The organism is Mucilaginibacter sp., from assembly GCF_964263795.1.
GTDB lineage: Bacteria > Bacteroidota > Bacteroidia > Sphingobacteriales > Sphingobacteriaceae > Mucilaginibacter.
The window spans coordinates 26,422-47,711 of the sequence record NZ_CAXVWK010000017.1; the positions used below are offsets into that span (position 1 = coordinate 26,422).

The window sequence follows — 21,290 nt, forward strand, 5'->3', positions numbered from 1 at the left end:
CAAATGTTAGCTGATCGTTACATTTAAATTAATATAACATACACTTAATGTTAATTTAGCGTTAAGAGGGCTGGTTTACTTATAGTTAAACGGCTTGCTTCTTGCCTAATTGCAACTGCTTAATTTCTTGCAGTTCTATCTCATAGGCACGCATACGGGCGTGTAAAATATCTACCTCTGTACGCAACATCTGTATCTCGGTAATGAGTTTGGCCGATTCGGGCTTGTGGATTTGTTTTTCGCCGGTTCCCAGTATCAGCCATTCGGGCGAGTACTTTAACTGGAAACATAATTTACGAATCAGGTAATAGCTGATGTCTTGCTTTTTGTTGATCACTTTGCTGATAAAGCCCTGGTCGACCCCAATAGCATTTGCTAAAGCCAGCTGCCCGCCGTGCTCTTTAACAATCACCTTAATCCGTTTTACAACTGCGTCGTCAGAATTATTCACACGGCAATTATATAAAAACTTTAATAGATGGTGGTTTTTTGTTGCTAGTTATTTTCTAACTACCGCAAAGTATATGAAATGCTAATTGAAATCTTTGATTGCCTCACTCAGATCATAAACCGGCACATTTTGAATTTGCGCAGCAATAATCCCCGCAGCTGCTGCCGAGCGGTAGCCAGCAGCGCAATGCACTACAACAGGCTTATGTGTAGGGATTTCGTTCACCCGTTCGCGCAATTCAGGTAAAGGTATAGTAAGGGCGTTAGTAAATAACTTTCCGCTATTTATCTCGGCCCAGTTACGGGCATCTATAATAGTATAATGAGATTTATTAGATTTAAAATGTTCCAGATCTATAACAGGCGATCTTTCCGTTGCAGATTGCGGAATAAGCAGAGCGGCTTTAATATTGACTTCGTAACCTATCTTGGCTGTTTTTTTAATTACAGCATCCAGTGCCTCATCCGTTTCGGCCAGTAAATAGAATGGCTCGTATGGTGCCACAACTGATCCTAACCAGGTTTCAAATTTTTCGGCATCCTGCAAGTTGATACTGCCTTTAACATGCCCTTTCCTATAAGCAGCAGCCGGCCGTGTATCAACTAGTAACACGTCTTGCTCAAACGCAATATCCGCATCAGCTTTTACCACGGCATTAACACTTTGTATAAAAGCAGGCGCGCCCATTTTATTTAACTCAACGTCGTAACTAAAATATCTGGGCATAAACGGCTGGTCGGTGGTGAGCGCTTTTACAAAGTCCACTTCGTCCATCAGCTGCAGCGCATAGTTTTCGCGCAGCTCTTTCCCAATAGTGGTTTGCAAATCGGGGCTCATACTTTTACCGCATAAAGAACCGGGGCCGTGGGCCGGGTAAACAGTTACATCCTTTGGCAGGGTCATCAGTTTGCTGCGCGTGCTATGATACATATCGCGTGCCAGCTCTTCCTTTTTAGCAGTGATATTTCCGGCGTTTTCTCTCAGGTCGGGGCGACCAACATCCCCGGCGAAAAGGGTGTCGCCGGTAAATATGGCGCAATCTTTACCCGATTCATCTTCCAGTAAAATACAGATAGAATCCGGTGAGTGCCCGGGTGTGTTGAGTGCCTTTAGCTTTATATCGTTTATATGGATAACATCGCCTTCGTCAAAGGTTTCGTGCGGATACCCGGCACCGGCCAGTTTACTTACATAAATAACAGCACCTGTGGTTTGATGGATCTCCAGGTGCGAGCTTACAAAATCAGCATGTGGGTGGGTTTCAATAACACCTGCAATATCGGCACCATGCAATTCTGCAAAAGCGTAATAAGGCTGCGGGTCGCGGGAAGGGTCAATAACAATCATTCTACCGGTACGTATCACCGCGTAAGAAGCATGCGCCAAACCCTTGTCATAAAATTGATGAACTACCATAACTGTATCAAAGCGGCAAAGATAATGTTTAGGTTGTAATGACAGTGTTGAAGGAAGGTAAAGAAAGAGCTTGCATTACAAGACTAAAACCTCAATGCTTCGGCCATTATAAAACCCGGGTAATAACTTTTTAACGGCTGGGCATTAGGCAAAACAATGTTGTTGAATTCATTAGGGTATATAACAAAGCCCGGTCTTTCAACCAGGCTTTGCAATTATCATTAGTTGGATCTACCAAACTCTTATCCTGTCTTCTGGTTTTTTATACATTTTATCCCCGGCTTTTACGTCAAAAGCGGTGTACCAGGCGTCTATATTGGTTATAGGCGCGTTGGTACGGAATTCTTCCGGCGAGTGCGGGTCTGTCAGGATGCGCTGTGCAGCAGCCTCAGGGCGTTGCGAACTACGCCAAACCTGTGCCCATGACAGGAAGAACCTCTGGTCTGGGGTAAAGCCGTCAATCTTGGTTGTCGACTGCCCTTGTTTAGTTTTCTTGAAGGCAGCATAGGCAACATTTAAACCGCCTAAATCAGCAAGGTTTTCTCCTAATGTAAGGCGGCCATTCACATGTACGGTATCTAAAACTGTGAATCCGTTATACTGGTTAACTACCTGGTCGGCACGACTTTTAAATTTGTCGGCATCGTCCTTGGTCCACCAGTCGCGCAAGGTGCCATCGGCATCATACTGGCGCCCCTGATCGTCAAATCCATGGGTCATTTCATGGCCAATAACCGCACCTATTCCACCGTAGTTAACAGCATCATCAGCGCCAAAATCAAAGAACGGGAATTGCAGGATACCGGCAGGGAACAAAATTTCGTTATTTGTTGGGCTGTACGATGCGTTTACAGTCGGCGGTGTCATACCAAAACGGCTGCGATCAACTGGTTTACCCAAACGCGTCACGTTAAAATTATACCTCCATTTAGAAATACGTTTCAAGTTGCCATAATAATCGCTGCGGTCAATAACTAAACCCGGATAGGTTTCCCATTTATCCGGATAGCCGATCTTTACACGGAAGGCAGCCAGTTTTTTTAATGCACGGTCTTTAGTAGCATCGCTCATCCAGTCCAGATTTTTGATACGGTCGCCCAGGGTAACTTTAAGGTTGTTAACCAGGTTTACCATGTACTGCTTTGCAGCAGGCGTAAAATATTTTTCTACATAAAGCTGGCCCAGCAACTCGCCCAATGCACCGTCTATCTGGCCGCTCATACGTTCGTTACGGGGCGTTTGTGTCTTTTGCCCGCTTAACGCGCTGTTATAAGCGAAGCTTGCTTTTACGAACGGCGAACTTAGCAGCGATGCCGATCCCTGCAGGATATTCCATTTTAAGTAAGTTTTCCAATCTTCAACAGGTGTTGCAGCCAATAACGCATCAGCATCTTTAAAAAACGCCGGCTGGCCAACTAACAAGGTATCCTGACCGGTTACCTGCAGCATAGGTAATAGCTTAACCCAATTTAAATGCGGTGTAGTTTTGCTAAAATCAGCGACAGAAAATTTATTGTATGTAGCATTAGGATCGCGCTGTGCAACACGGCTTAATTGCGATTTAGCTAAAGATTTTTCGAGTTCATAAACGGTAACGGCATTTTTTGCTGCAGCATCAGGACTGGTGCCGGTAAGCGTAAACAATGTAGTGATGTATGTTTTAAGCGCATCCTGGATCTTTTTTGAGCGGGCATCGTCCTTCAGATAGTTATCCCTATCCGGCAGGCTGGTGCCGCCTTGTCTCAAGCTCACAATGTATTTGTCAACATGCTTTGAATCCTGGCCTACACCAAAACCAAACAGCGGGCTGCCAATGCCGTTTACACGCTCATATAACATCTCACTGATCACACCGTCCAGGCTGGTAATCTTATCAATGCGCGAAAGCTCGGGCAGGATAGGGGTATAACCTTTCTTTTCAATAGTTACGCTATCCATACCGCTGGCATACATATCGCCAACGCGTTGCTTAAGGCTGCCTTTTGCCTGGCCAGCAGTTTTGCTGACATCGGCAAGCAGGGTAAGCAGTTTATCGGTATTACTTTGCCTTAAGATATTGAAGCTGCCCCAGCGGGTTTCTTTAGCAGGTATGGCGTTGGTTTTAACCCAATTACCGTTAGCATAATCAAAAAAATTATCGCCTGGCTTAACGGATGGGTTCATGTTAGCCGGATCGATATATTTTTTCGGAGGATCGTTTGGCGATGCGCCTTTTACAGGCTTTCCACCTTCGGCAAAGGTGTTTGCCGAGAGTGCTAAAGCACCCATCAGCATCAGGTTAGTGAACTTCAGTTTCATTTGTTTAATCAGTTAAACGTTAAAGTTAACTAATTAAGCAGCATCACTGCAAGGCTACCTTTGAGTTAAATTAACGGTTAAACCATTTAATTAATGAAGCTAACCGCGACATTTTAAGAATTGTGCTAATAAACCGGGTTACTGGCAATGTTTTCATAGCCGACATAGATGTTTGATTATATAAACGGGCTATTGTAAAAATATTGTTGCGTAATGGCTTAACTATTTAATTTATAATGGTCTGCGTAATGAACCAGCAGTCACTCAAACTTATCTTTTTAAATACGGTTAATTGTATATGGACAACCGGATAGTGCTAAGACAAGGAGATATTACAAAATTACCAGTAGATGCAATTATAAATGCAGCCAACAGCAGCCTTATGGGCGGCGGAGGTGTAGATGGTGCCATTCACCGTGCAGGCGGCAGGCAAATTTTAGAAGAGTGCATGGAGATTATCAACAGGCAGGGGCGCTGCCCGGCAGGCGAAGCCGTAATAACCAGCGGCGGCAGGTTACCTGCCCGGTATGTAATTCATACCGTTGGCCCGGTTTGGAATGGCGGCAAAAGCAATGAGGCAGGCTTACTGGCTAATTGCTATTTAAATAGTTTGCAAATAGCAATAGAAAAGGGTATTAGAACAATTGCGTTCCCAAATATTAGCACAGGGGTTTATCATTTTCCAAAGCAACAGGCTGCCGAAATTGCCCTTGAAACGGTCAAAGACTTTTTAAACGGCCATGCAGAAATAGAACAGGTGGTATTTACCTGTTTTGATGACGAAAACTTTGTTATCTATCAGAAACTATTAGCAGATTAACTGCCCATTTCTACAATTCGGTCAAACTCCTCAGTTTTGAGGGCCATAACAGATAGGCGCCCCTGGCGTACCAGGCCGATATCCTTTAAGCGTTCGTCTGCTTTGATTTGCTCCAGCGTGACAGGCTTTTTCAAACTTTCAACCGGCGATAAGTCTACAACTACCCAATTAGGGTCTTCGGTAGTAGGGTCCTGGTAAAATTCCTTTACAATTTTAGCAATACCCACAACCTCTTTGCCATCGTTACTGTGGTACCACATTACCAGGTCGCCCTCTTTCATCAGTTTTAGATTATTGCGGGCCTGGTAATTACGTACGCCATCCCAAAAGGTACGGCCCTCCTGATTGAATTTTTCCCAGCTGTATTTTACAGGTTCACTTTTAACAAGCCAATAGTTCATAATCTTAAATAATATTTGTTAATGCAATATCTTAAACATCAGTTCCTTCATCAGCCCACCCGGGCCGGTGTTTGATTCAACCCCTTTGCTCTTCACATCATACTCACGCAGGTAACTGATCACCTGGAACGTTTTACCTAAGTTATAGCCACGTGCGGCCTGCTCATAATCTTTTAAAAAATAGGGGCTTACACCAAGTTCACGGGCTAAATTTTGCGGGGTTTTATCTTTTACATAATGGTAGGCCAGTACCTTGCTAAAAAAGTTATTCAGGTTACCTAAAACAAGTACTATAGGGTTGGCTTTGGGGTTGGCTTCAAAGTAGTTAACAATCTGGTTCACCTTGTAAGCATCCTTCCGCACAAGGGCCGATTGCAGCTCAAAAACATTATATTCTTTACTAATGCCAATATTGTCATGGATATGCTTAATAGTTATCTCTTCGCCGGTGCTTACGTTCAGCATCAGCTTCTCCAGTTCATTGGCAATTTTTGAAAGGTCGTTTCCAAGATATTCAGCAAGCATGGCCGATGCCTGCGCGTTGATCTTATAATTTTTGCCGGTAATATATGTTTCTATCCAGGCCGGGATCTTGCTGTCATACAAAGCCGCCGATTCAAAGATAAGCCCATTCTTATCTATCGCTTTGTAAGTCTTTTTTCGCTTATCAAATTTGCCGTATTTGAAACAAAATACCAATATGGTGCTTGGCAGCGGGTTTTCCAGATAAGCTAACAGCGGGTTGATGCTTTTTTTATCGTCATCGTCCCGGCCCCATTTCATATCCTGAGCTTCTTTAACCAGCACAACTTGATAGTCGCTCATCATAGGGTATCGCTTTGCTGCGTTAATGGCCGTCATCACATCAGTATCCTTACCGTACAAAACGGTCTGGTTAAAGCCTTTCTCAGCATCAGACAGTTCATGGTGTTCAATGTAATTGCTTACCAGATAAATAAAATAAGGCTCTTCACCGTGCAGCAGGTACACGGGTTTAAACTTACGGGCCTTAAGATCTTTGAGTATTTCTGGAGCAGTCATCTGGTAAGTCAAAATTAAAAATTCAAAAGTAAAAAGCGTTGATTGTGGAATAATAAACTGCCTATTTGAGTTTTTACTTTATACTTTTGAATTGAAATGGAGCTGTTACTTCCCCTTAACCTTCCGCCGTACCCGTTTAAGCTAACCGAACAAAACGGCCAGTTTAGCCTATTTGACGAGATAAGAAAGCGTAACATCATCATCACGCCCGAAGAGTGGGTGAGGCAGCATTTTGTGCAGTACCTGATAAGGGATAAAAGCTACCCTAAAACTTTGATCAAGCTGGAAGGCGGACTTAGGCTTCATGGACAGGCCCGCCGGTCAGATATTGTGGTGTTTAATTCGCGTGGAGAAAAGATTTTGCTGGTGGAATGCAAAGCACCATCTGTCCCCATTAGCCAGGCCACGTTTGATCAGGCTGCGCGCTACAATATGGTTCACAAGGTGCCTTTATTAGTTGTGACCAATGGTTTACAACACTATTACTGCCAAATCGATTTTGTTACCGAGACTTATAAATTTGTTGAGGAGCTACCTGCTTACCAGAGTATTTAAGCGGTAGCCACTAAAGCCTGGATCTTCTCCATCAGCTCATCCGGCTTGAAAGGTTTGGCAACGTACCCGTTCATGCCGGCACTGGTTACCTGATCTTTAATATCAAATAGGGCAGATGCCGTAAGGGCGATGATAGGGATATTGGCTTTGGCAGGGTCGGGCATTTTGCGGATCTCGATAGTAGCATCAAACCCGTTCATAACGGGCATTTGCAAATCCATCAAAATAATATCAAAATTACCGTACTGCAGAATTTCTACCGCCCGCTCACCATTTTCGGCAATGGTTGGTACAATCTTCCATTTAGAGAATAGCTTTTTCATCAGCATAACGTTAACCGGGTTATCCTCGGCTATCAAAACCCTTAAGCTGCTTGATAGGGTATCGGCATGCTCTGTGGCGACAGGTATTGCAGGAGGTGTTTGTACGGTGCCGTTTGCAACAGCTTTGGTGCCATTTACTAATGACCTTGGTTGGGCAACCGGAGGCTGTACCTTCCTTTCAGCAGGGGCAACCTCCGTAGCTACCGGGAATTCCATATTGAACGAAAAATCGGAGCCTTCGTTCACCTTACTGCTTACATGCATTTGCAAGCCTTGCAGTTCTAACAAACGTTTAACAATAGCCAGGCCTAACCCCGTGCCACCGTATTGGCGGGTGGTGCTGATAGATTCTTGTGTAAACGGTTCGAAGATAGTTTCCAGGTTTTCTTTTTTAATACCGATGCCCGTATCACGTACGGAAAAACCGATGGTAATGTTGTTGTGCCTATCTTCCAGGCAAGTTACCCGCACCCAAATATTGCCCTGGGCAGTAAACTTGATGGCATTGCTTACCAAATTGAAAATGATCTGCGTTAAACGGGTAGGGTCGCCGAATAATAACTTTTTACGCAGGGCGCTATCTACATCAAGCTTAAACAGGAGGCCTTTTTCTTCGGCTTTGATGATCTGTCCGCCGCAGATGTTATGCATCAGATCAACCATGTTGAACTTGATTTTTTCAAACACTACCTTGCCCGATTCGATCTTATTAAAATCGAGCACATCGTTAACTATGGCCAGCAAGTTGTTGGCAGAGAACTTCAGGATCTCGAGGTTTTCGTTTTGATCGGGGCGCGGGCTATTCATCATCAACAGGTTGCTCATACCTATCACCGCATTTAATGGGGTGCGGATTTCATGCGACATAGTGGATAAGAATTCCGACTGAACTGCTGATGACTTTTCAGCCTTTTCTATAGCCTTCTCAAATTTAATGTTAAGGGCAGCCTGCTCCTCGCCGTTCTCTTTCAGCATCTTGATATTTTTAACAAAGGCCGTATAAAAGTGGCTGTTGATAAAAATGATCAGGATAAAGTTGGCAAACACGCCGATAATAGATGTGGATTCGTCTGACTTTTCAGGCTTAAAATCTATAAAATAGTTGTGATCGTACTGCATTACCAGGAACAGCAATACAGGCAGCAAGTTAAGGAGTGAATAAAACATGCCCCAGTTTTGCCCAAGCATGTAAAAACTAAAAACAATAACCAGGATGATGATCTGTATGGTGATCAGATTAACCTGCTGTACCAGGAAAAATACAGAGATCAAATTCACTACTGTGCCTACAATAAGCAGAACATGCGCTATACGTAACCAGTCCGGGCGGTAAGTTAAGTATTTGAAAAGAGCGGCAACGCAAAACAGCACGGTGGCGCAGGTTACACTCATATAAAACAAGCCCTGCAAATAAACACTGATGAATAGTGCCCCCAGGGCAACAAAACAAAGGATGCAGCCGTAGTATAAAAGCCTGATGCGGGCCTGGTCGAGCATCGACTGGTCCTTGCTAAGAATTTTATAAATAGAAAAGTTGAAAAGATCCTCTTTCATTTAACGCAGGCTGTACGCTTACTTAATTGGCGCAATAAGATACGCAAATAGCAACAATAAGTTGTTAAGCCATCATGTAATGCAATTAATTTGCCAAAGCAACAAGGTTGTCTTCTATTATTTTCAGTTTAGCTTCTGCGTCTGCTTTTTTACGGTTCTCAATCTCAATCACTTCGGGTTTTGCGTTGGCCATAAAGCGTTCGTTACCCAGTTTGGCATTAACCGATTTTAAAAAGCCTAACAAGTATTCCTTCTCTTTTTCTAAACGTACGCTTTCGGCAACAACGTCAACAGCCATGTTTAAAACGATATAAAACTCGTCTTTACCTGCAATAAAGTTTGCTGCGCCGTTAATTGCCTCATCTACAAATTTTATGTCACTGATGTTGGCTACGTGCCTGATTATATACTCGTAGGTGCTGTAATCTATGTTTGAATTTGTTTTAATTACTATTGGAAGCGCTTCGTTGGGCGAGAGCCCTTTACCGCTGCGCAAATTCCTTATCTGGGTGATGGCTTGCTGAATTACTTCCAGCTCGGCATTGAGTTGGGTATTTACTTGCCCGTTAGTTGGCAACTGCGCCACAATGCAGCAATCTAAAGTATCACGTTCCCCAAAAATCTCGTCATGCCATAACTCTTCAGTAATAAATGGGGTAAAAGGGTGCAATACCTTCAGAATATTTTCAAAAAATGCTATTGTAGCCTGATAGGTTTCAGCATCGATGCTTTGTTTGGCAACACCATGCTTATACACCGGTTTAATCATCTCCAGGTACCAGGCGCAGTAATCATCCCAAACCAGTTTATAAGTGGTCATGAGCGCTTCTGATAAGCGGTATTGCAAAAAGTTTTCTTCTATCTCTACCAACGCTTCATTAAAGCGGCTGCCGAACCACTCAATGGCAATTTGATTAGGGTTGGGCAGGCTGGTATCAACCTCCCAGCCCTTAACCAATTTAAACGCGTTCCATATTTTGTTGATGAAACCACTACCTTGTTTGCAGTACTTCTCATCAAACATAAGGTCGTTGCCCGCAGGCGAGCAAAGCAGCATACCTACACGTACACCATCGGCGCCATGCTCAGCAATCAGCTCGAGCGGATCTGGCGAGTTCCCTAATGATTTAGACATTTTGCGGCCCAACTTATCACGCACGATACCCGTAAGGTAAACATTGCTAAACGGCTTTTGCCCGCGTAGCTCGTGCCCGGCCATGATCATCCTTGCCACCCAGAAGAACAGGATCTCGGGAGCCGTAACCAGATCGTTTGTTGGATAGTAATAGTTGATCTCAGCATTATCAGGATTACGTACGCCATCAAATACAGAGATAGGCCAAAGGCCCGATGAAAACCAGGTATCCAAAACGTCCTCATCCTGGATCAAATCCTGAGCAGTAAGTTTTGGGTCAATTGCCTGTGCCTGTACTAATGCTTCTTCCTTGGTTTTGGCTACTACAAATTCGCCATTCGGCAGGTAGTAAGCCGGGATCTGTTGCCCCCACCAAAGCTGGCGACTAATGTTCCAATCCCTAACATTTTCCATCCAGTGACGGTAGGTGTTCACAAACTTCTCCGGGATAAGCTTGACATTTCCGTTTAGAACGTAATCTAAAGCAGGGCCTGCAAGTTCCTTCATTTTGCAAAACCATTGCATGCTCAATTTTGGTTCTATTGCGGCATTAGTACGCTCACTAAAACCAATCTGAGAGGTATAATCCTCTGTTTTTGCCAACGCGCCGGCTTCTTCCAGCATCGTCGCAATTTTTTTACGGGCAATGAAACGATCTTCACCAACAAGAATTTGCGCCTTTTCGTTTAGGGTAGCATCGTCGTTTAATATATCAATGATTTGCAGCTTATGTTTCTGACCCAGTTCATAGTCATTCAAATAATGCGCCGGGGTAACCTTTAAGCAACCGGTACCAAAATCCATCGTTACATATTCATCCAGAATAATGGGAATCTCGCGGTTTATAAGCGGGATAAATACTTTGCGCCCATGCAAATGTGTGTACCGCTCATCATTGGGGTTAACACAAATCGCGGCGTCGGCCATGATTGTTTCGGGCCGGGTAGTCGCTACAGTTACAAAGTTCGGCGTGTGGATGAAGTGATTTTGAGCACGGCTTTCGCTTAATACCGAAAGTTCGTCCTGCACGATAGGATATTTAATATAGTAAAGCTTCTGATTTACCTCCTTACGGATAACTTCCTCGTCAGATACGGCGGTTTTGCCCTGAGGGTCCCAGTTAACCATGCGGATGCCACGGTAGATCCACCCTTTTTTGTGCAGATGGATAAAGTAATCAATAACTGATTCAGACATATCTTCATCCATGGTAAATTTGGTCCGGTCCCAGTCGCATGAGGCGCCTAGCTTTTTAAGCTGCTCCAGGATGATGCCGCCATACTTATCTTTCCATTCAAGGGCATAGTTCAGGAATTCTTCACGGCTCAGATCTTTCTTGCTAATGCCGCGTTCTTTCAGCATTGCTACAACCTTAGCTTCGGTAGCAATGCTGGCATGATCAGTACCGGGCACCCAGCAGGCATTTTTGCCTTTCATGCGGGCACGGCGAATCAGCACATCCTGTATGGTATTGTTAAGCATATGGCCCATATGCAGCACTCCGGTAACATTTGGCGGCGGAATGACGATAGTATAGGGTTCGCGCTCATCGGGCACCGACCTGAAAAATTTGTGCTGCAACCAGTAACTATACCATTTTTCTTCTGCTTGTTGGGGCAAATATGTTTTAGCAATATCCATAGCCGGCAAAAATAACTATTTGAAGCTAATGATGGAATTAACTTTTATTTGAACCCTGCAACTAAGCGCTGTTATTAGCAAATTTGGCAATGAATGTTAAAGTTGTTGGGCGGTTTCCAATAACAATTATTTCTTTTGGGCAGCAAAAAATAAAGCTTTCAACTCGGTAGCGTCATCAGGTTTCATCTTACCGCCTAAGATCAGTCGTAGTTGCCGGCGGCGAAGTGCGCCTTCAAACAATTCAACCTCGGTGTCGGTTTCCGGCGTAATAGGAGGCACCGGGTGTGTTTGCCCGTTCTGATCTAAAGCTACAAAGGTGTAGTATGCTTCGTTGCTTTTGTTGCGGGTACCTGAGGGAATGTTCTCTGCAAATACATCCATCCGCACTTCTACCGAGGTATTGAATGCGCGCGTAACTTTAGCTTCAATGGTGATGACATCGCCAAGCTTGATAGGATGGTGAAACGAAACATTATCTACCGATGCGGTGACAACCACACGGTTGCAATGTTTTTGAGCAGAAATAGCCGCAGCTATATCCATCCAGTGCAGCAGGCGCCCACCCATCAGGTTGTTAAAGGTATTGGTATCGTTAGGTAATACCAACTCGTTCATGATGGTGTATGATTCTTTAGGCGCTTTTCCGTTCATAGGGCAAAGATAAGGTTTAGGGCGCACAGTTTAAATCAAACTATTTTAAGCCCGTGACACCGCACCCTTATCTTAAATTACTGCTTCGCCGTATTCAACGAACTATAACCCACCAGTTCTTCATACCGGGAACCGGGCTGGCGATAGTAAACCAGCAGCTGGTATTCATTTTCAGTCTCAAAGTAATTGCCTTCCAACAGTGTATCGTCTCCTTTATGGGTAGCGTTGCTTACCCAAACATATTGATAATCATAAACACCCTGTTTTAAAAGCAAGTGGGTATAAAACCGGCCGCGGCTGTCAAATTCCATGCGGCTGTTTTGATCCAATTTATAATCATTGAATTGGCCTACGATGTAAGGCGTTCCTTCCGTTTCAGACTTGTTGGCGGCGAGGCTAAAATATATATAAGCGTAATCCGCATCCGTGCGCGAGTCGCGGCCATCCTGATTGTAGATAAAGAATTTACCGTCGTTATCATACAGCAACGTATAATTGGGCAAATTGCGGTTTGGATCGCCCAGCAGCATTACCGTATTAGCGGTATCTTTATAGATCTTGCCCACCCGCTCGGAATTAAGCTTGAGCGTACGGATATCGAAATGCCTGAACTCATTACCTCCGGCAAAATCGTTGATGTTGACATCATTATAAACTAACTGATTACCGCGAATGTAAGTTGGCGTCTGGTTCATTTTTGCCGTTTCCGGGCGGTTATTTTGCATTACCAGCACGCGAATATCAGTGTTAGGATTTTGTACGTTTAACCCTGTGTACTGCACGTTAAAATTTACCTTTTGGTTAGTTCGGCGGGTTGCGACATTGTTAGATGAAACAATGTTGGCCGCTACAGAAACTTTTTGGTTTACCACGTACAACCGCCGGGTAAATAGCAGTTTCGATGGGTCGTTATCTTCATAAACCTTTAACAGGTAGTTACCGGCTATTTTTGGTGCGATATTATTATTGGGGAGTTTGATTTCATAATGCGTGTACTTTTGAAACGTACCCGACGAGTAAGTGTAATCAAAGATCCTGTCCTCGGTAAACGATCGCAGATATTCGGCAGGTGACAGGCGCGACGGATTCCAGTTGGCATCGCAATGCTCTAAAGTATAGTTAATGGTACGGCTACTTCCACTCAGATCGTCGAAACCCAGCACTAACTGGTCGGTGGAATTAAGAGCGATGATCGGAAAGGAGGATTGCTTTGCAGTATTATAGAGTTCTATGCTTTTAATCTCGTGCCGGTAAACGGTATTGGTGTAAGGCGTTTGGGCGTTTAAGTTGCTTTCGATAAAAAGCGCGAGGATGAAAAGTAAAAGGGCGTTTCTCATTATAGCAATAATACGTAATCGCGCTTAACTTATTATTTTTTGCAACCATGTCATTGCGATCCGCTGAATAGCGTAGAAGCAATCCCGTCCTTTGCAAAGCAGTAATGCGTGGCTACAAGATTGCCACGTCGCTTCGCTTCTCGCAATGACATAGTTTAAGTTTTACCCTTCCAGTTCCATGATTTGGTCGGCCAAAGCTTCCCATTTTTGCTGAACTTCGCCCAACTCCATTTTCTTGAGCTGGTAGTTATTGTTGATTTGCTTTATCTTTTCGGTTTGATTAAAGATCTTATCATCGGCCAGTTGGGCTTCGAGGCTTTTGATCTCTTTTTCAAGCGCAGCCGCGTTCTCTTCCATCCGGGTCAGATCCTGGTTTAGTTTTTTAAGCTGTTGATGCTTGTTTTCGCTTAGCGGCTGTTTTACAGGCTCGGACATTTTCTCTTCTTTTTTTGGTTGAGGGGCGGGCGCCGCAGCTTTAGGATCTAATTTGCGTTTAGCGTTCCAGTCGTCGTACTCGGCATAGGTGCCCGGATATTGTTTAATTTTTTGATCCTCAATAAACCAGATCTTATTAGCCACATTATCCAGAAAGTACCTGTCGTGCGATACCACAATCACCGTACCCTCGTACTGCTGCAGGGCCTGGATCAAGATATTAACCGACGCCATATCCAGGTGGTTGGTAGGCTCATCCAGTACCAGGAAATTGGCATCTGCGGTAAGTGCCTTTGCCAGTGCCACGCGAGATTTCTCGCCACCTGACAGTACCTTAATTTTTTTGAATACATCATCGCCTGTGAACAGGAACGATCCTAAGATCGAACGCAGTTCCGTATCAGTATGCTTTGGCGCAAAGGCCTGTAGTTCCTGCAGAATCTGGTGCTCCAGGTGCAGGGATTCCAGCTGGTGCTGCGCAAAAAAGGTTTGTGTAACGTTATGGCCGGTTTGTGCCGTACCATCAAATTCATGATCGGCACCGGCTACAATACGCAACAGGGTTGATTTACCCTTACCGTTGGCACCTATCAGCGCAATTTTATCACCTTTTTCAATTATCGCTTCTGCATCATCCAGGATATCAATGGCCGGGTATTTTTTGGTGATGTGCTCCATCGTAACCACGTGGCGGCCGGATTGCCTGCTAAATTTAAAGCTGAAGTTAACCTCAGGGTTATCATCGTCCACATCGTCTATCCGCTCCATCTTATCCAGCATTTTGATACGCGACTGCGCCATTTTTGCCTTTGATGCTTTTGCACGGAAGCGCTCTATCAGGCGCTCTTCCTGTTTAATTTTTGATTGCTGATTCTTAAATTCCCCACGCTGTATTTCGGAGCGCAGTTCTTTCTCTTCTAGGTAGAATGAATAGTTACCGGCATAAACGGTAAGCTTGCCCTTGCGCGATTCGACGGTACGGTTGATAACCTTATCCAAAAACCACCTATCGTGGGATACGATGATGATAGCACCGCTAAAGGCTTTCAGGTAATCTTCCAGCCACTGGATGGATGGTAAGTCCAGGTGGTTAGTAGGCTCATCCAGCAGCAGGATATCCGGTGCCTGCAACAGTATTTTTGCCAACATTACCCGCATCCGCCATCCACCGCTAAAGGTGCTTAGCTTACGCTGGCAATCCGCCTCACTGAAACCTAAACCCGCTAGAATCTCGTGTGCTTTATATTCGATATTGTAACCGTCAAGCAGTTCAAATTCATGCTGCTTGTCGCTTAATTTATGTAGAAGGTCCTCGGTGTAATCTGTTTCGAGCTTTTTTAGCAAAACCTCAATCTCGTCATGCAACTGGTTCTGGCGTTCAAAAGCCTCCATGGCCACATGCACAATGTTCTTGTCAGATGAGTATGATAACAAATCCTGGTTAAGATAACCCATTGTTAGGTCCTTAGCCATTGATATAGTGCCCGATGTAGGCGTATAATCACCAACAATGATCTTTAAAAGGGTAGTTTTACCGGTACCGTTTGCCCCGATGAGGCCAATCTTTTCTCCCGGTTTTATATGCCAGTTAGCTTCATCATATAAGGCGCGCGCACCAATCTCGAACGTAAGGTTATTTATAGCGATCATTTGGCCGCAAAGATAGCGTTTTTAAGCGGAGCTTGAAACAGTGATTAGAGATTGGTAAACAGAGTTTGGTTAGTTCCAAACGCCCGGTCTTTGATCTCTGGTTAATCGATTACTAACCTTTTATGACCTCTAACCAGGCCTGCGACATTAGTTTTTCGCCTGCAACACTTGGGTGTACGCCATCAATTGTCCAGTAGTTGGCATCACCGCCGGTTTGCAGGGCCTTATCAAACACAGATTGCAACGGAACGAAGGGCAGGTTGTACTGCGCAGCTATATCTTTTGCGGCCTTCCGAAAAAAGTCGAACGTTGGATACCATGAATCGTTTACTGACTTAGTGCCACGTAAGGCAAAAGGTTCGCATATGATGATCTTTATGCCTGGCAAGGCTTTTTGAGTACGCTCGATAAGCGACCTGTAGTCGGCAATGTAAGTATCTATAGTGCCTTTATAACCACTGGTAATGGTGTGCCAAAAATCATTTACACCAATATGAATGCTTAAAACGGTTGGCTTCAAGGCAATGGTATCTGCATCCCAACGCTCGGCCAGTTGATAAACTTTGTTACCGCCAATGCCCCGGTTATATATTTTCAGATTTTTGTTAGGGTGCTGCATCAGCAGTTCGGCTGCGGTAAGTATCGCGTAGCCGGTGCCCAGCATGTTGGTTGTATTGGGGGCGGTAGCTTTGCGGTCGCGGCCCCAATCGGTAATAGAATCACCTTGGAAAAGTATCACATCATTGGCCTCGAGCTTTATCTTTTTAGCTGCAGATATGGTGCCCGCAGCCGATACGATCTGCGGCAAACTTAGGGTTGCGACAGTGCCTATGGTAGCTGTTTTTAAAAAGTTGCGGCGGGAATTTTGAACAATGTTTTTCATAATAAGCGTGTGGATATAATAGCTTAACGCAACTAAATTACAATATTGTTGAGGATGTTAAACCTTAAATGTTAAAAACGGTAAATTCGCGCCATGTATCAATTACTTAAGCCCCTGCTGTTTTTATTCGATCCCGAAAATGTGCACCATTTTGTAACGCGCAATTTAAAGCGGTTCAATCGTGTACCCGGCGGGGCGTTGCTCAGCAAAAAGTTCTGGACTAGGGATGATGAGCAATCAGTACGCGAAGTTTTTGGATTGAAATTTAAAAACCCGGTAGGCCTTGCCGCCGGCTTTGATAAAAATGCTGAACTGATTGCCGAAATGGGCAATCTTGGGTTTGGCTTTGTAGAAATTGGGACGGTTACACCGTTGCCTCAGCCTGGTAATCCCAAGCCGAGGATGTTTCGCCTGCCCGCGGATGCTGCATTAATCAACCGAATGGGATTTAATAACCTGGGGGTAGACGTAGCTGCAAGCCGGATAGCAGCTTACCGCAAAGGTTTGAAAGTGAACGAACAGGCACTGATCATAGGCGGTAATATTGGCAAGAATAAAATAACGCCTAATGCGGATGCGGTAAACGATTACATTATTTGTTTCGACCGTTTGTTTGATGTAGTAGATTATTTTGTAGTTAACGTAAGTTCGCCCAATACGCCCGGCCTGCGTGAATTGCAGGAAAAAGAGCCGCTGATGCAATTACTAGCCACTCTTCAGCAGCGAAATAACAAGAACGGGGTCAGCCGGCCTATTCTGCTCAAAATAGCCCCCGACTTAACTACTGATCAGCTAAATGATATTGTAGATATTGTTAAGCAAACCGGCATAGCGGGCATCATTGCAACTAATACCACTATCAATCGTGATGGATTAACTTCAGCACATAGAAACGAAACAGGCGGCCTAAGCGGCAAGCCATTAACCAAACGCTCAACAGAAGTGATCGCCTATCTGCATAAGGTATCTGGCGGTTCATTCCCTATCATTGGGGTTGGGGGTATCCATTCGGCGGAAGATGCGATGGAGAAGATAGCTGCAGGTGCATCGTTGGTGCAATTATATACCGGTTTTATTTATGAAGGCCCGGGGCTGATTGGGCGGATACTTAACCGGATTAAGGGATTAAAAGGTTGATAAAATCGGTTTTCATCAACCTTTCTGGTCTTTCTAGCAGGGTCATCTCCATACCAAAAAAGGCATGCCGATTTATCGGTATGCCTTTTTAATTTCTTAAGAAAAAGAAAGATTATTTACCTGCAGCAATAGCTAAAACAGCATTGTTTTTTGCTATCTGGCTATCTTTTTTTTCTGCAGAACGGCTACCTAACTCAATATTGGTAGCTAATTTTAAAAACTGAACTTCTAAACGAGAGAAAGTTTTGTTTCTTCTATCTTTTCTTTTTAAACGAGTAACGCCCATGATCTTTTTTATTTAAATGTTTTTAACCTCGAGGTCGGAAGCGGATTCGAACCGCTGTAGGAGGTTTTGCAGACCTCTGCCTAGCCACTCGGCCATCCGACCTTTTTTCAGGATTGCAAAAATAGTAATTATTTATTGTCAATCAATTTTATTTGTATGATTTTCCTGCAGCTTCTGAACAGATTATCGCGGTAGCTATCGCCACATTTAAACTTTCGGCCTGGCCAATACGAGGAATGGTGACCGCCTTGGTTATCAGTTGCTGGATCTCCGGCCGAATACCATTGCCTTCGTTGCCCATAACTAACAATGCTTCCATTCCGAAATTGGTATTATAAATATTGTCGCCGTTTAGTAGAGCACCGTAAACAGGCAGGTTAGCATTGCTTATAAAATCGCTTAAGCCTGCATATAAAACGTTTATCCGCGCCAGAGAACCCATCGTCGCCTGCACTACTTTGGGGTTGTAAACCTCTACACAATCGTCTGAGCAAATGATATTAGTGATGCCGAACCAGTCTGCAGTGCGAATAATGGTGCCCATGTTGCCCGGGTCTTGTATGCCATCTAACACCAGCGAAAATTTATTTTCCAGATCGGTATGGGTTAGCGCCTTAAATTGGGGTATCTTAACCGTTGCTATAGCATCCGCCGGCGTTTTTAATCCGCTTACTTTTTGCAAATCGGCCAATGAAATTTCCTGAAGGTTTATTTTTTGGGATAATTTAAGCAATTTTGGGGCTACATCGGGCGTATGGTACAGGGTATGGATATGATAGTGAGAATCAATAAATTCACTGATAGATTTGTATCCCTCAACCAGAAATAAACCGTGTTCCCTGCGAAACTTTTTATGTTGTAAGGACGTTAGTAAACTGATCTGAGATTTTGAAAGCATATAATATACCCGGTTATTTCCTTCTTGCAATATTAAGTATTTTGGTGGTTATAATTGCGCCGGGCTGCAGCACAACACGCGGATTAAGGCCAAATGAAACCATTGTCCGTAAACTTACCTTAAAGGGTATCGACAAAGATTTTGCTGATGCTGCCGTAATGTATGTTGATAAAGAACAGCAGCCTAATAACTGGTTAAATCTGCAATTTTACTATCTGTTTAGCAAAAAAGGAAAGCGTAACATTGGCGAGGCGCCGCGCCTGTTGGATAGTAACCTCGTTGAATTTTCGCGCCTGCAGATACAGAAGTTTTTACAGAACAAAGGCTATCTAAAAGCAAAAGTAGCTGATTCAATACTGGTAAAAAAACAAAAGGCCGAACTGGTTTTTACTGCTGATCAGGGTCCGTTGTTCCGGATCCGGAACTTTAAGGATAGCATATTTGACCCAAAGGTAAAGGCACTTTACACTGAGAATCGCAAAGGCTTTTCGCACGTCAACCCGGGGGGGCGGTTCGATACGGACAGCCTTGCGTATGACCGCGACCAGTTTTACCTGGTGATGAAGCGTAATGGCTACTACGACTTTTTTAGACAGTACATCAATTACCTGCCCGATAGCAGCTATAATAAAAGTGTGGTAGATGTGGTTATGACGATTGATAACCCAGCGGATAAACCAGCGCACCCCATCTACAAGATAAACAACACCTTAGTCACCATTACCAAAAGCAACGGCCGCACCGACGGCAAGGCGGATACTATACAAGTTGATACTCAATTTAGGTTTGTAGATTACTCGGGCAGGTTTAAACCTCACACGGTTACAGATTATATATTTCAAAAGAAGGGCGAGATTTACGACATTGACAAGCAAACGTTGACTACAAGCCGCCTGTCGGAGTTGAACGTTTTTCGAAACGTACCAAGCCCTACATATGAAAAGTTGCCCGATAGTACCAACCGGTTGAATACCAAGATAGATATTACACCGCTAAAGCAAATGTCGGACAGGGTAGAGGCCGAATTTTTGTTTAATCAGGGCCGTTATGGTTATAACCTAGGCAATACTTTTACTGATCGCAACCTGTTTAAAGAATCTGCAATATTACAGCTTAAGCTAAACTGGAGTGTGTTATTTGATAGTGGCCGGGCCAAAACTGATAATAAAGGCATCCAGAATCAGGAGTTGAAAGCGGGACTCAGTTTGATCTATCCAAGGATTTTGTCTCCATTCAATTTTCCCAACCTGGCAAAGTTTGGCGTACCGCATACTACATTTGCCACCAGTTTCAGTTTATTTTATCAAAAAGGGTTGGTTGAACGCAAAAGCTTTGTAAATTCAATAACATACGACTTTTTTGAAACCTACCGCAAACAGCATTCAATAACACCTATCAGTATCGAATTTTCGAGCGGTACAATTGACCCGATTGCCCGGCAGGCCTTGCTGGATAGCAATCGCTATTCATACGTATACCTTATCGGTCGTACCACCTTTACGTCTGGTAGTCAGTACACCTTTCAGTATAATGCTAATGAGCTGAATTCGTACAGAAACTTTGTATATTTTAGGGGTACGCTTGATTTAGGCGGAAATATCCTTAACCTGATAAGTAAGCTTGCTAATACTAAAAAGGATTCGTTAGGGCAGCGTACTTTTTTTGGATACACCTTTGCTCAATATATTAAAACCGAAATCGACTATCGCCTATACCGCAGCCTGGGTGGCGAACGCCAGTTTATATTTAGGTTTAACCCGGGTATTGGAATCCCTTACGGCAACAGCAGCCAGTTAATATTCGAAAAAAACTTTTACACAGGTGGTGCTAATGATATCAGGGCCTGGTTGCCGCGTACCCTCGGCCCCGGTCAGTTCAACCGATCTATTTATGGCAACGATGTTACGCAGCGAAGCCGCTTAAAATATCTGGATCAGTTTGGCGAGATTAAGATAGTAGCCAATGCCGAGTACCGTTACAAAGCTGCCGATAACTTTTTCGGTACTAAGTTGAAAGGAGCTTTTTTTATAGATGCGGGCAACGTTTGGCGCTTACATAAACAAGTAGAGAACCCCAACGGTGAGTTTAGGTTTAACAACATACTACAATCTACAGCGATAGGCGTGGGTACCGGGCTACGGTTTGATTTAAGTTTCTTTATCTTCAGACTGGATGCAGCCTTTAAATTTAAGGATCCGCAGTTTAGCGGATCAGACCAGTTTGTGCTGGTAAAACACTTCGGCGAGCTTTTCAAGGCCGGCGATTTCAAAAAGACATACCAGGTTACTAACGGAGAAAACTACAATTTTATGCAGCTAAACTTCGGCATAGGCCTGCCTTTTTAGTCTGATTTATCAAATGACTGTTATTTCTGTCAT

17 protein-coding genes and 1 tRNA gene are annotated in these 21,290 nt (G+C 44.0%); 4 read left to right on the forward strand and 14 right to left on the reverse strand.

Annotated features, from left to right (window positions below; all coding sequences use genetic code 11):
- Window positions 1–85: 85 nt before the first annotated feature.
- The 3 genes from ACE5CV_RS02985 to ACE5CV_RS02995 form a co-directional block, all read right to left on the reverse strand.
- Window positions 86–451 (reverse strand): helix-turn-helix domain-containing protein, encoded by a 366-nt coding sequence (locus ACE5CV_RS02985; RefSeq protein WP_374948669.1) that lies wholly within the window; start codon window positions 449–451, stop codon window positions 86–88.
- 81 nt (window positions 452–532) lie between these two features.
- Complete coding sequence (locus ACE5CV_RS02990) at window positions 533–1,867, reverse strand: rhodanese-like domain-containing protein (protein WP_374948670.1); 1,335 nt, start codon at window positions 1,865–1,867, stop codon at window positions 533–535.
- Between the two features lie 231 nt (window positions 1,868–2,098).
- Window positions 2,099–4,165 carry a M13 family metallopeptidase gene (locus ACE5CV_RS02995; protein ID WP_374948671.1) on the reverse strand — a complete coding sequence of 689 codons (2,067 nt, stop codon included), beginning with the start codon at window positions 4,163–4,165 and terminating at the stop codon, window positions 2,099–2,101.
- A gap of 298 nt (window positions 4,166–4,463) precedes the next feature.
- Between ACE5CV_RS02995 and ACE5CV_RS03000 the strand changes: the two genes are divergently transcribed.
- Entirely contained in the window at window positions 4,464–4,985 is a 522-nt protein-coding gene (locus tag ACE5CV_RS03000; protein ID WP_374948672.1) for an O-acetyl-ADP-ribose deacetylase, read from the forward strand.
- On the opposite strand, the gene ACE5CV_RS03005 is transcribed toward ACE5CV_RS03000, so the two are convergent.
- The gene (locus ACE5CV_RS03005; RefSeq protein ID WP_374948673.1) at window positions 4,982–5,386 is read right to left on the reverse strand and encodes an EVE domain-containing protein; all 405 of its coding nucleotides are present in this window, start codon (window positions 5,384–5,386) and stop codon (window positions 4,982–4,984) included. The two genes, ACE5CV_RS03000 and ACE5CV_RS03005, sit on opposite strands and share 4 nt — an antisense overlap.
- Window positions 5,387–5,404: 18 nt before the next feature.
- A complete protein-coding gene (gene holA / locus ACE5CV_RS03010; protein WP_374948674.1) occupies window positions 5,405–6,427 on the reverse strand; it encodes a DNA polymerase III subunit delta in 1,023 nt (340 codons plus the stop codon).
- A gap of 96 nt (window positions 6,428–6,523) precedes the next feature.
- Here holA and ACE5CV_RS03015 point away from each other — a divergent pair, with 96 nt between their 5' ends.
- Entirely contained in the window at window positions 6,524–6,982 is a 459-nt protein-coding gene (locus tag ACE5CV_RS03015) for a type I restriction enzyme HsdR N-terminal domain-containing protein (RefSeq protein WP_374948675.1), read from the forward strand.
- Here ACE5CV_RS03015 and ACE5CV_RS03020 read toward each other — a convergent pair.
- The 6 genes from ACE5CV_RS03020 to ACE5CV_RS03045 all read right to left on the reverse strand — a co-directional run bounded on the left by ACE5CV_RS03020 (window position 6,979) and on the right by ACE5CV_RS03045 (window position 16,591).
- A complete protein-coding gene (locus ACE5CV_RS03020) occupies window positions 6,979–8,859 on the reverse strand; it encodes an ATP-binding protein (RefSeq protein ID WP_374948676.1) in 1,881 nt (626 codons plus the stop codon). The two genes, ACE5CV_RS03015 and ACE5CV_RS03020, sit on opposite strands and share 4 nt — an antisense overlap.
- 85 nt (window positions 8,860–8,944) lie before the next feature.
- Entirely contained in the window at window positions 8,945–11,635 is a 2,691-nt protein-coding gene (locus ACE5CV_RS03025; RefSeq protein ID WP_374948677.1) for a valine--tRNA ligase, read from the reverse strand.
- 126 nt (window positions 11,636–11,761) lie between these two features.
- A complete protein-coding gene (locus ACE5CV_RS03030) occupies window positions 11,762–12,286 on the reverse strand; it encodes an acyl-CoA thioesterase (protein ID WP_374948678.1) in 525 nt (174 codons plus the stop codon).
- Between the two features lie 77 nt (window positions 12,287–12,363).
- Window positions 12,364–13,623 carry a DUF5103 domain-containing protein gene (locus ACE5CV_RS03035; protein WP_374948679.1) on the reverse strand — a complete coding sequence of 420 codons (1,260 nt, stop codon included), beginning with the start codon at window positions 13,621–13,623 and terminating at the stop codon, window positions 12,364–12,366.
- A 162-nt stretch (window positions 13,624–13,785) separates the two neighbouring features.
- Window positions 13,786–15,708, reverse strand: a complete 1,923-nt coding sequence (locus ACE5CV_RS03040) for an ATP-binding cassette domain-containing protein (RefSeq protein ID WP_374948680.1) — start codon at window positions 15,706–15,708, stop codon at window positions 13,786–13,788.
- Window positions 15,709–15,820: 112 nt separating this feature from the next.
- Window positions 15,821–16,591 (reverse strand): SGNH/GDSL hydrolase family protein, encoded by a 771-nt coding sequence (locus ACE5CV_RS03045; protein ID WP_374948681.1) that lies wholly within the window; start codon window positions 16,589–16,591, stop codon window positions 15,821–15,823.
- A 93-nt stretch (window positions 16,592–16,684) separates the two neighbouring features.
- On the opposite strand from ACE5CV_RS03045, the gene ACE5CV_RS03050 reads away from it, so the two are divergent.
- Complete coding sequence (locus ACE5CV_RS03050; protein WP_374948682.1) at window positions 16,685–17,728, forward strand: quinone-dependent dihydroorotate dehydrogenase; 1,044 nt, start codon at window positions 16,685–16,687, stop codon at window positions 17,726–17,728.
- A 112-nt stretch (window positions 17,729–17,840) separates the two neighbouring features.
- Here ACE5CV_RS03050 and ACE5CV_RS03055 read toward each other — a convergent pair whose 3' ends face one another.
- From ACE5CV_RS03055 to ACE5CV_RS03065, 3 genes are all read right to left on the reverse strand, one after another.
- Window positions 17,841–18,014 carry a spore protein gene (locus tag ACE5CV_RS03055; RefSeq protein ID WP_078347886.1) on the reverse strand — a complete coding sequence of 58 codons (174 nt, stop codon included), beginning with the start codon at window positions 18,012–18,014 and terminating at the stop codon, window positions 17,841–17,843.
- Between the two features lie 31 nt (window positions 18,015–18,045).
- Window positions 18,046–18,116: transfer RNA gene (locus ACE5CV_RS03060), tRNA-Cys, on the reverse strand.
- Window positions 18,117–18,162: 46 nt separating this feature from the next.
- Window positions 18,163–18,912: a TrmH family RNA methyltransferase gene (locus tag ACE5CV_RS03065; RefSeq protein WP_374948683.1), complete on the reverse strand. Its 750-nt coding sequence runs from the start codon at window positions 18,910–18,912 to the stop codon at window positions 18,163–18,165.
- Between ACE5CV_RS03065 and ACE5CV_RS03070 the strand changes: the two genes are divergently transcribed.
- A complete protein-coding gene (locus ACE5CV_RS03070) occupies window positions 18,903–21,257 on the forward strand; it encodes a BamA/TamA family outer membrane protein (protein WP_374948684.1) in 2,355 nt (784 codons plus the stop codon). The genes ACE5CV_RS03065 and ACE5CV_RS03070 overlap by 10 nt on opposite strands.
- Window positions 21,258–21,290: the final 33 nt, after the last annotated feature.

Coding starts and splice junctions, on each gene's coding strand:
- ACE5CV_RS03040 (WP_374948680.1), bottom strand. CDS start 15,708: ATGATCGCTATAAATAACCTTACGTTCGAGATTGGTGCGCGCGCCTTA.
- ACE5CV_RS03055 (WP_078347886.1), bottom strand. CDS start 18,014: ATGGGCGTTACTCGTTTAAAAAGAAAAGATAGAAGAAACAAAACTTTC.
- ACE5CV_RS03035 (WP_374948679.1), bottom strand. CDS start 13,623: ATGAGAAACGCCCTTTTACTTTTCATCCTCGCGCTTTTTATCGAAAGC.
- ACE5CV_RS03030 (WP_374948678.1), bottom strand. CDS start 12,286: ATGAACGGAAAAGCGCCTAAAGAATCATACACCATCATGAACGAGTTG.
- ACE5CV_RS03005 (WP_374948673.1), bottom strand. CDS start 5,386: ATGAACTATTGGCTTGTTAAAAGTGAACCTGTAAAATACAGCTGGGAA.
- ACE5CV_RS03000 (WP_374948672.1), top strand. CDS start 4,464: ATGGACAACCGGATAGTGCTAAGACAAGGAGATATTACAAAATTACCA.
- holA (WP_374948674.1), bottom strand. CDS start 6,427: ATGACTGCTCCAGAAATACTCAAAGATCTTAAGGCCCGTAAGTTTAAA.
- ACE5CV_RS03050 (WP_374948682.1), top strand. CDS start 16,685: ATGTATCAATTACTTAAGCCCCTGCTGTTTTTATTCGATCCCGAAAAT.
- ACE5CV_RS03065 (WP_374948683.1), bottom strand. CDS start 18,912: ATGCTTTCAAAATCTCAGATCAGTTTACTAACGTCCTTACAACATAAA.
- ACE5CV_RS03020 (WP_374948676.1), bottom strand. CDS start 8,859: ATGAAAGAGGATCTTTTCAACTTTTCTATTTATAAAATTCTTAGCAAG.
- ACE5CV_RS03025 (WP_374948677.1), bottom strand. CDS start 11,635: ATGGATATTGCTAAAACATATTTGCCCCAACAAGCAGAAGAAAAATGG.
- ACE5CV_RS03015 (WP_374948675.1), top strand. CDS start 6,524: ATGGAGCTGTTACTTCCCCTTAACCTTCCGCCGTACCCGTTTAAGCTA.
- ACE5CV_RS02995 (WP_374948671.1), bottom strand. CDS start 4,165: ATGAAACTGAAGTTCACTAACCTGATGCTGATGGGTGCTTTAGCACTC.
- ACE5CV_RS03045 (WP_374948681.1), bottom strand. CDS start 16,591: ATGAAAAACATTGTTCAAAATTCCCGCCGCAACTTTTTAAAAACAGCT.
- ACE5CV_RS02990 (WP_374948670.1), bottom strand. CDS start 1,867: ATGGTAGTTCATCAATTTTATGACAAGGGTTTGGCGCATGCTTCTTAC.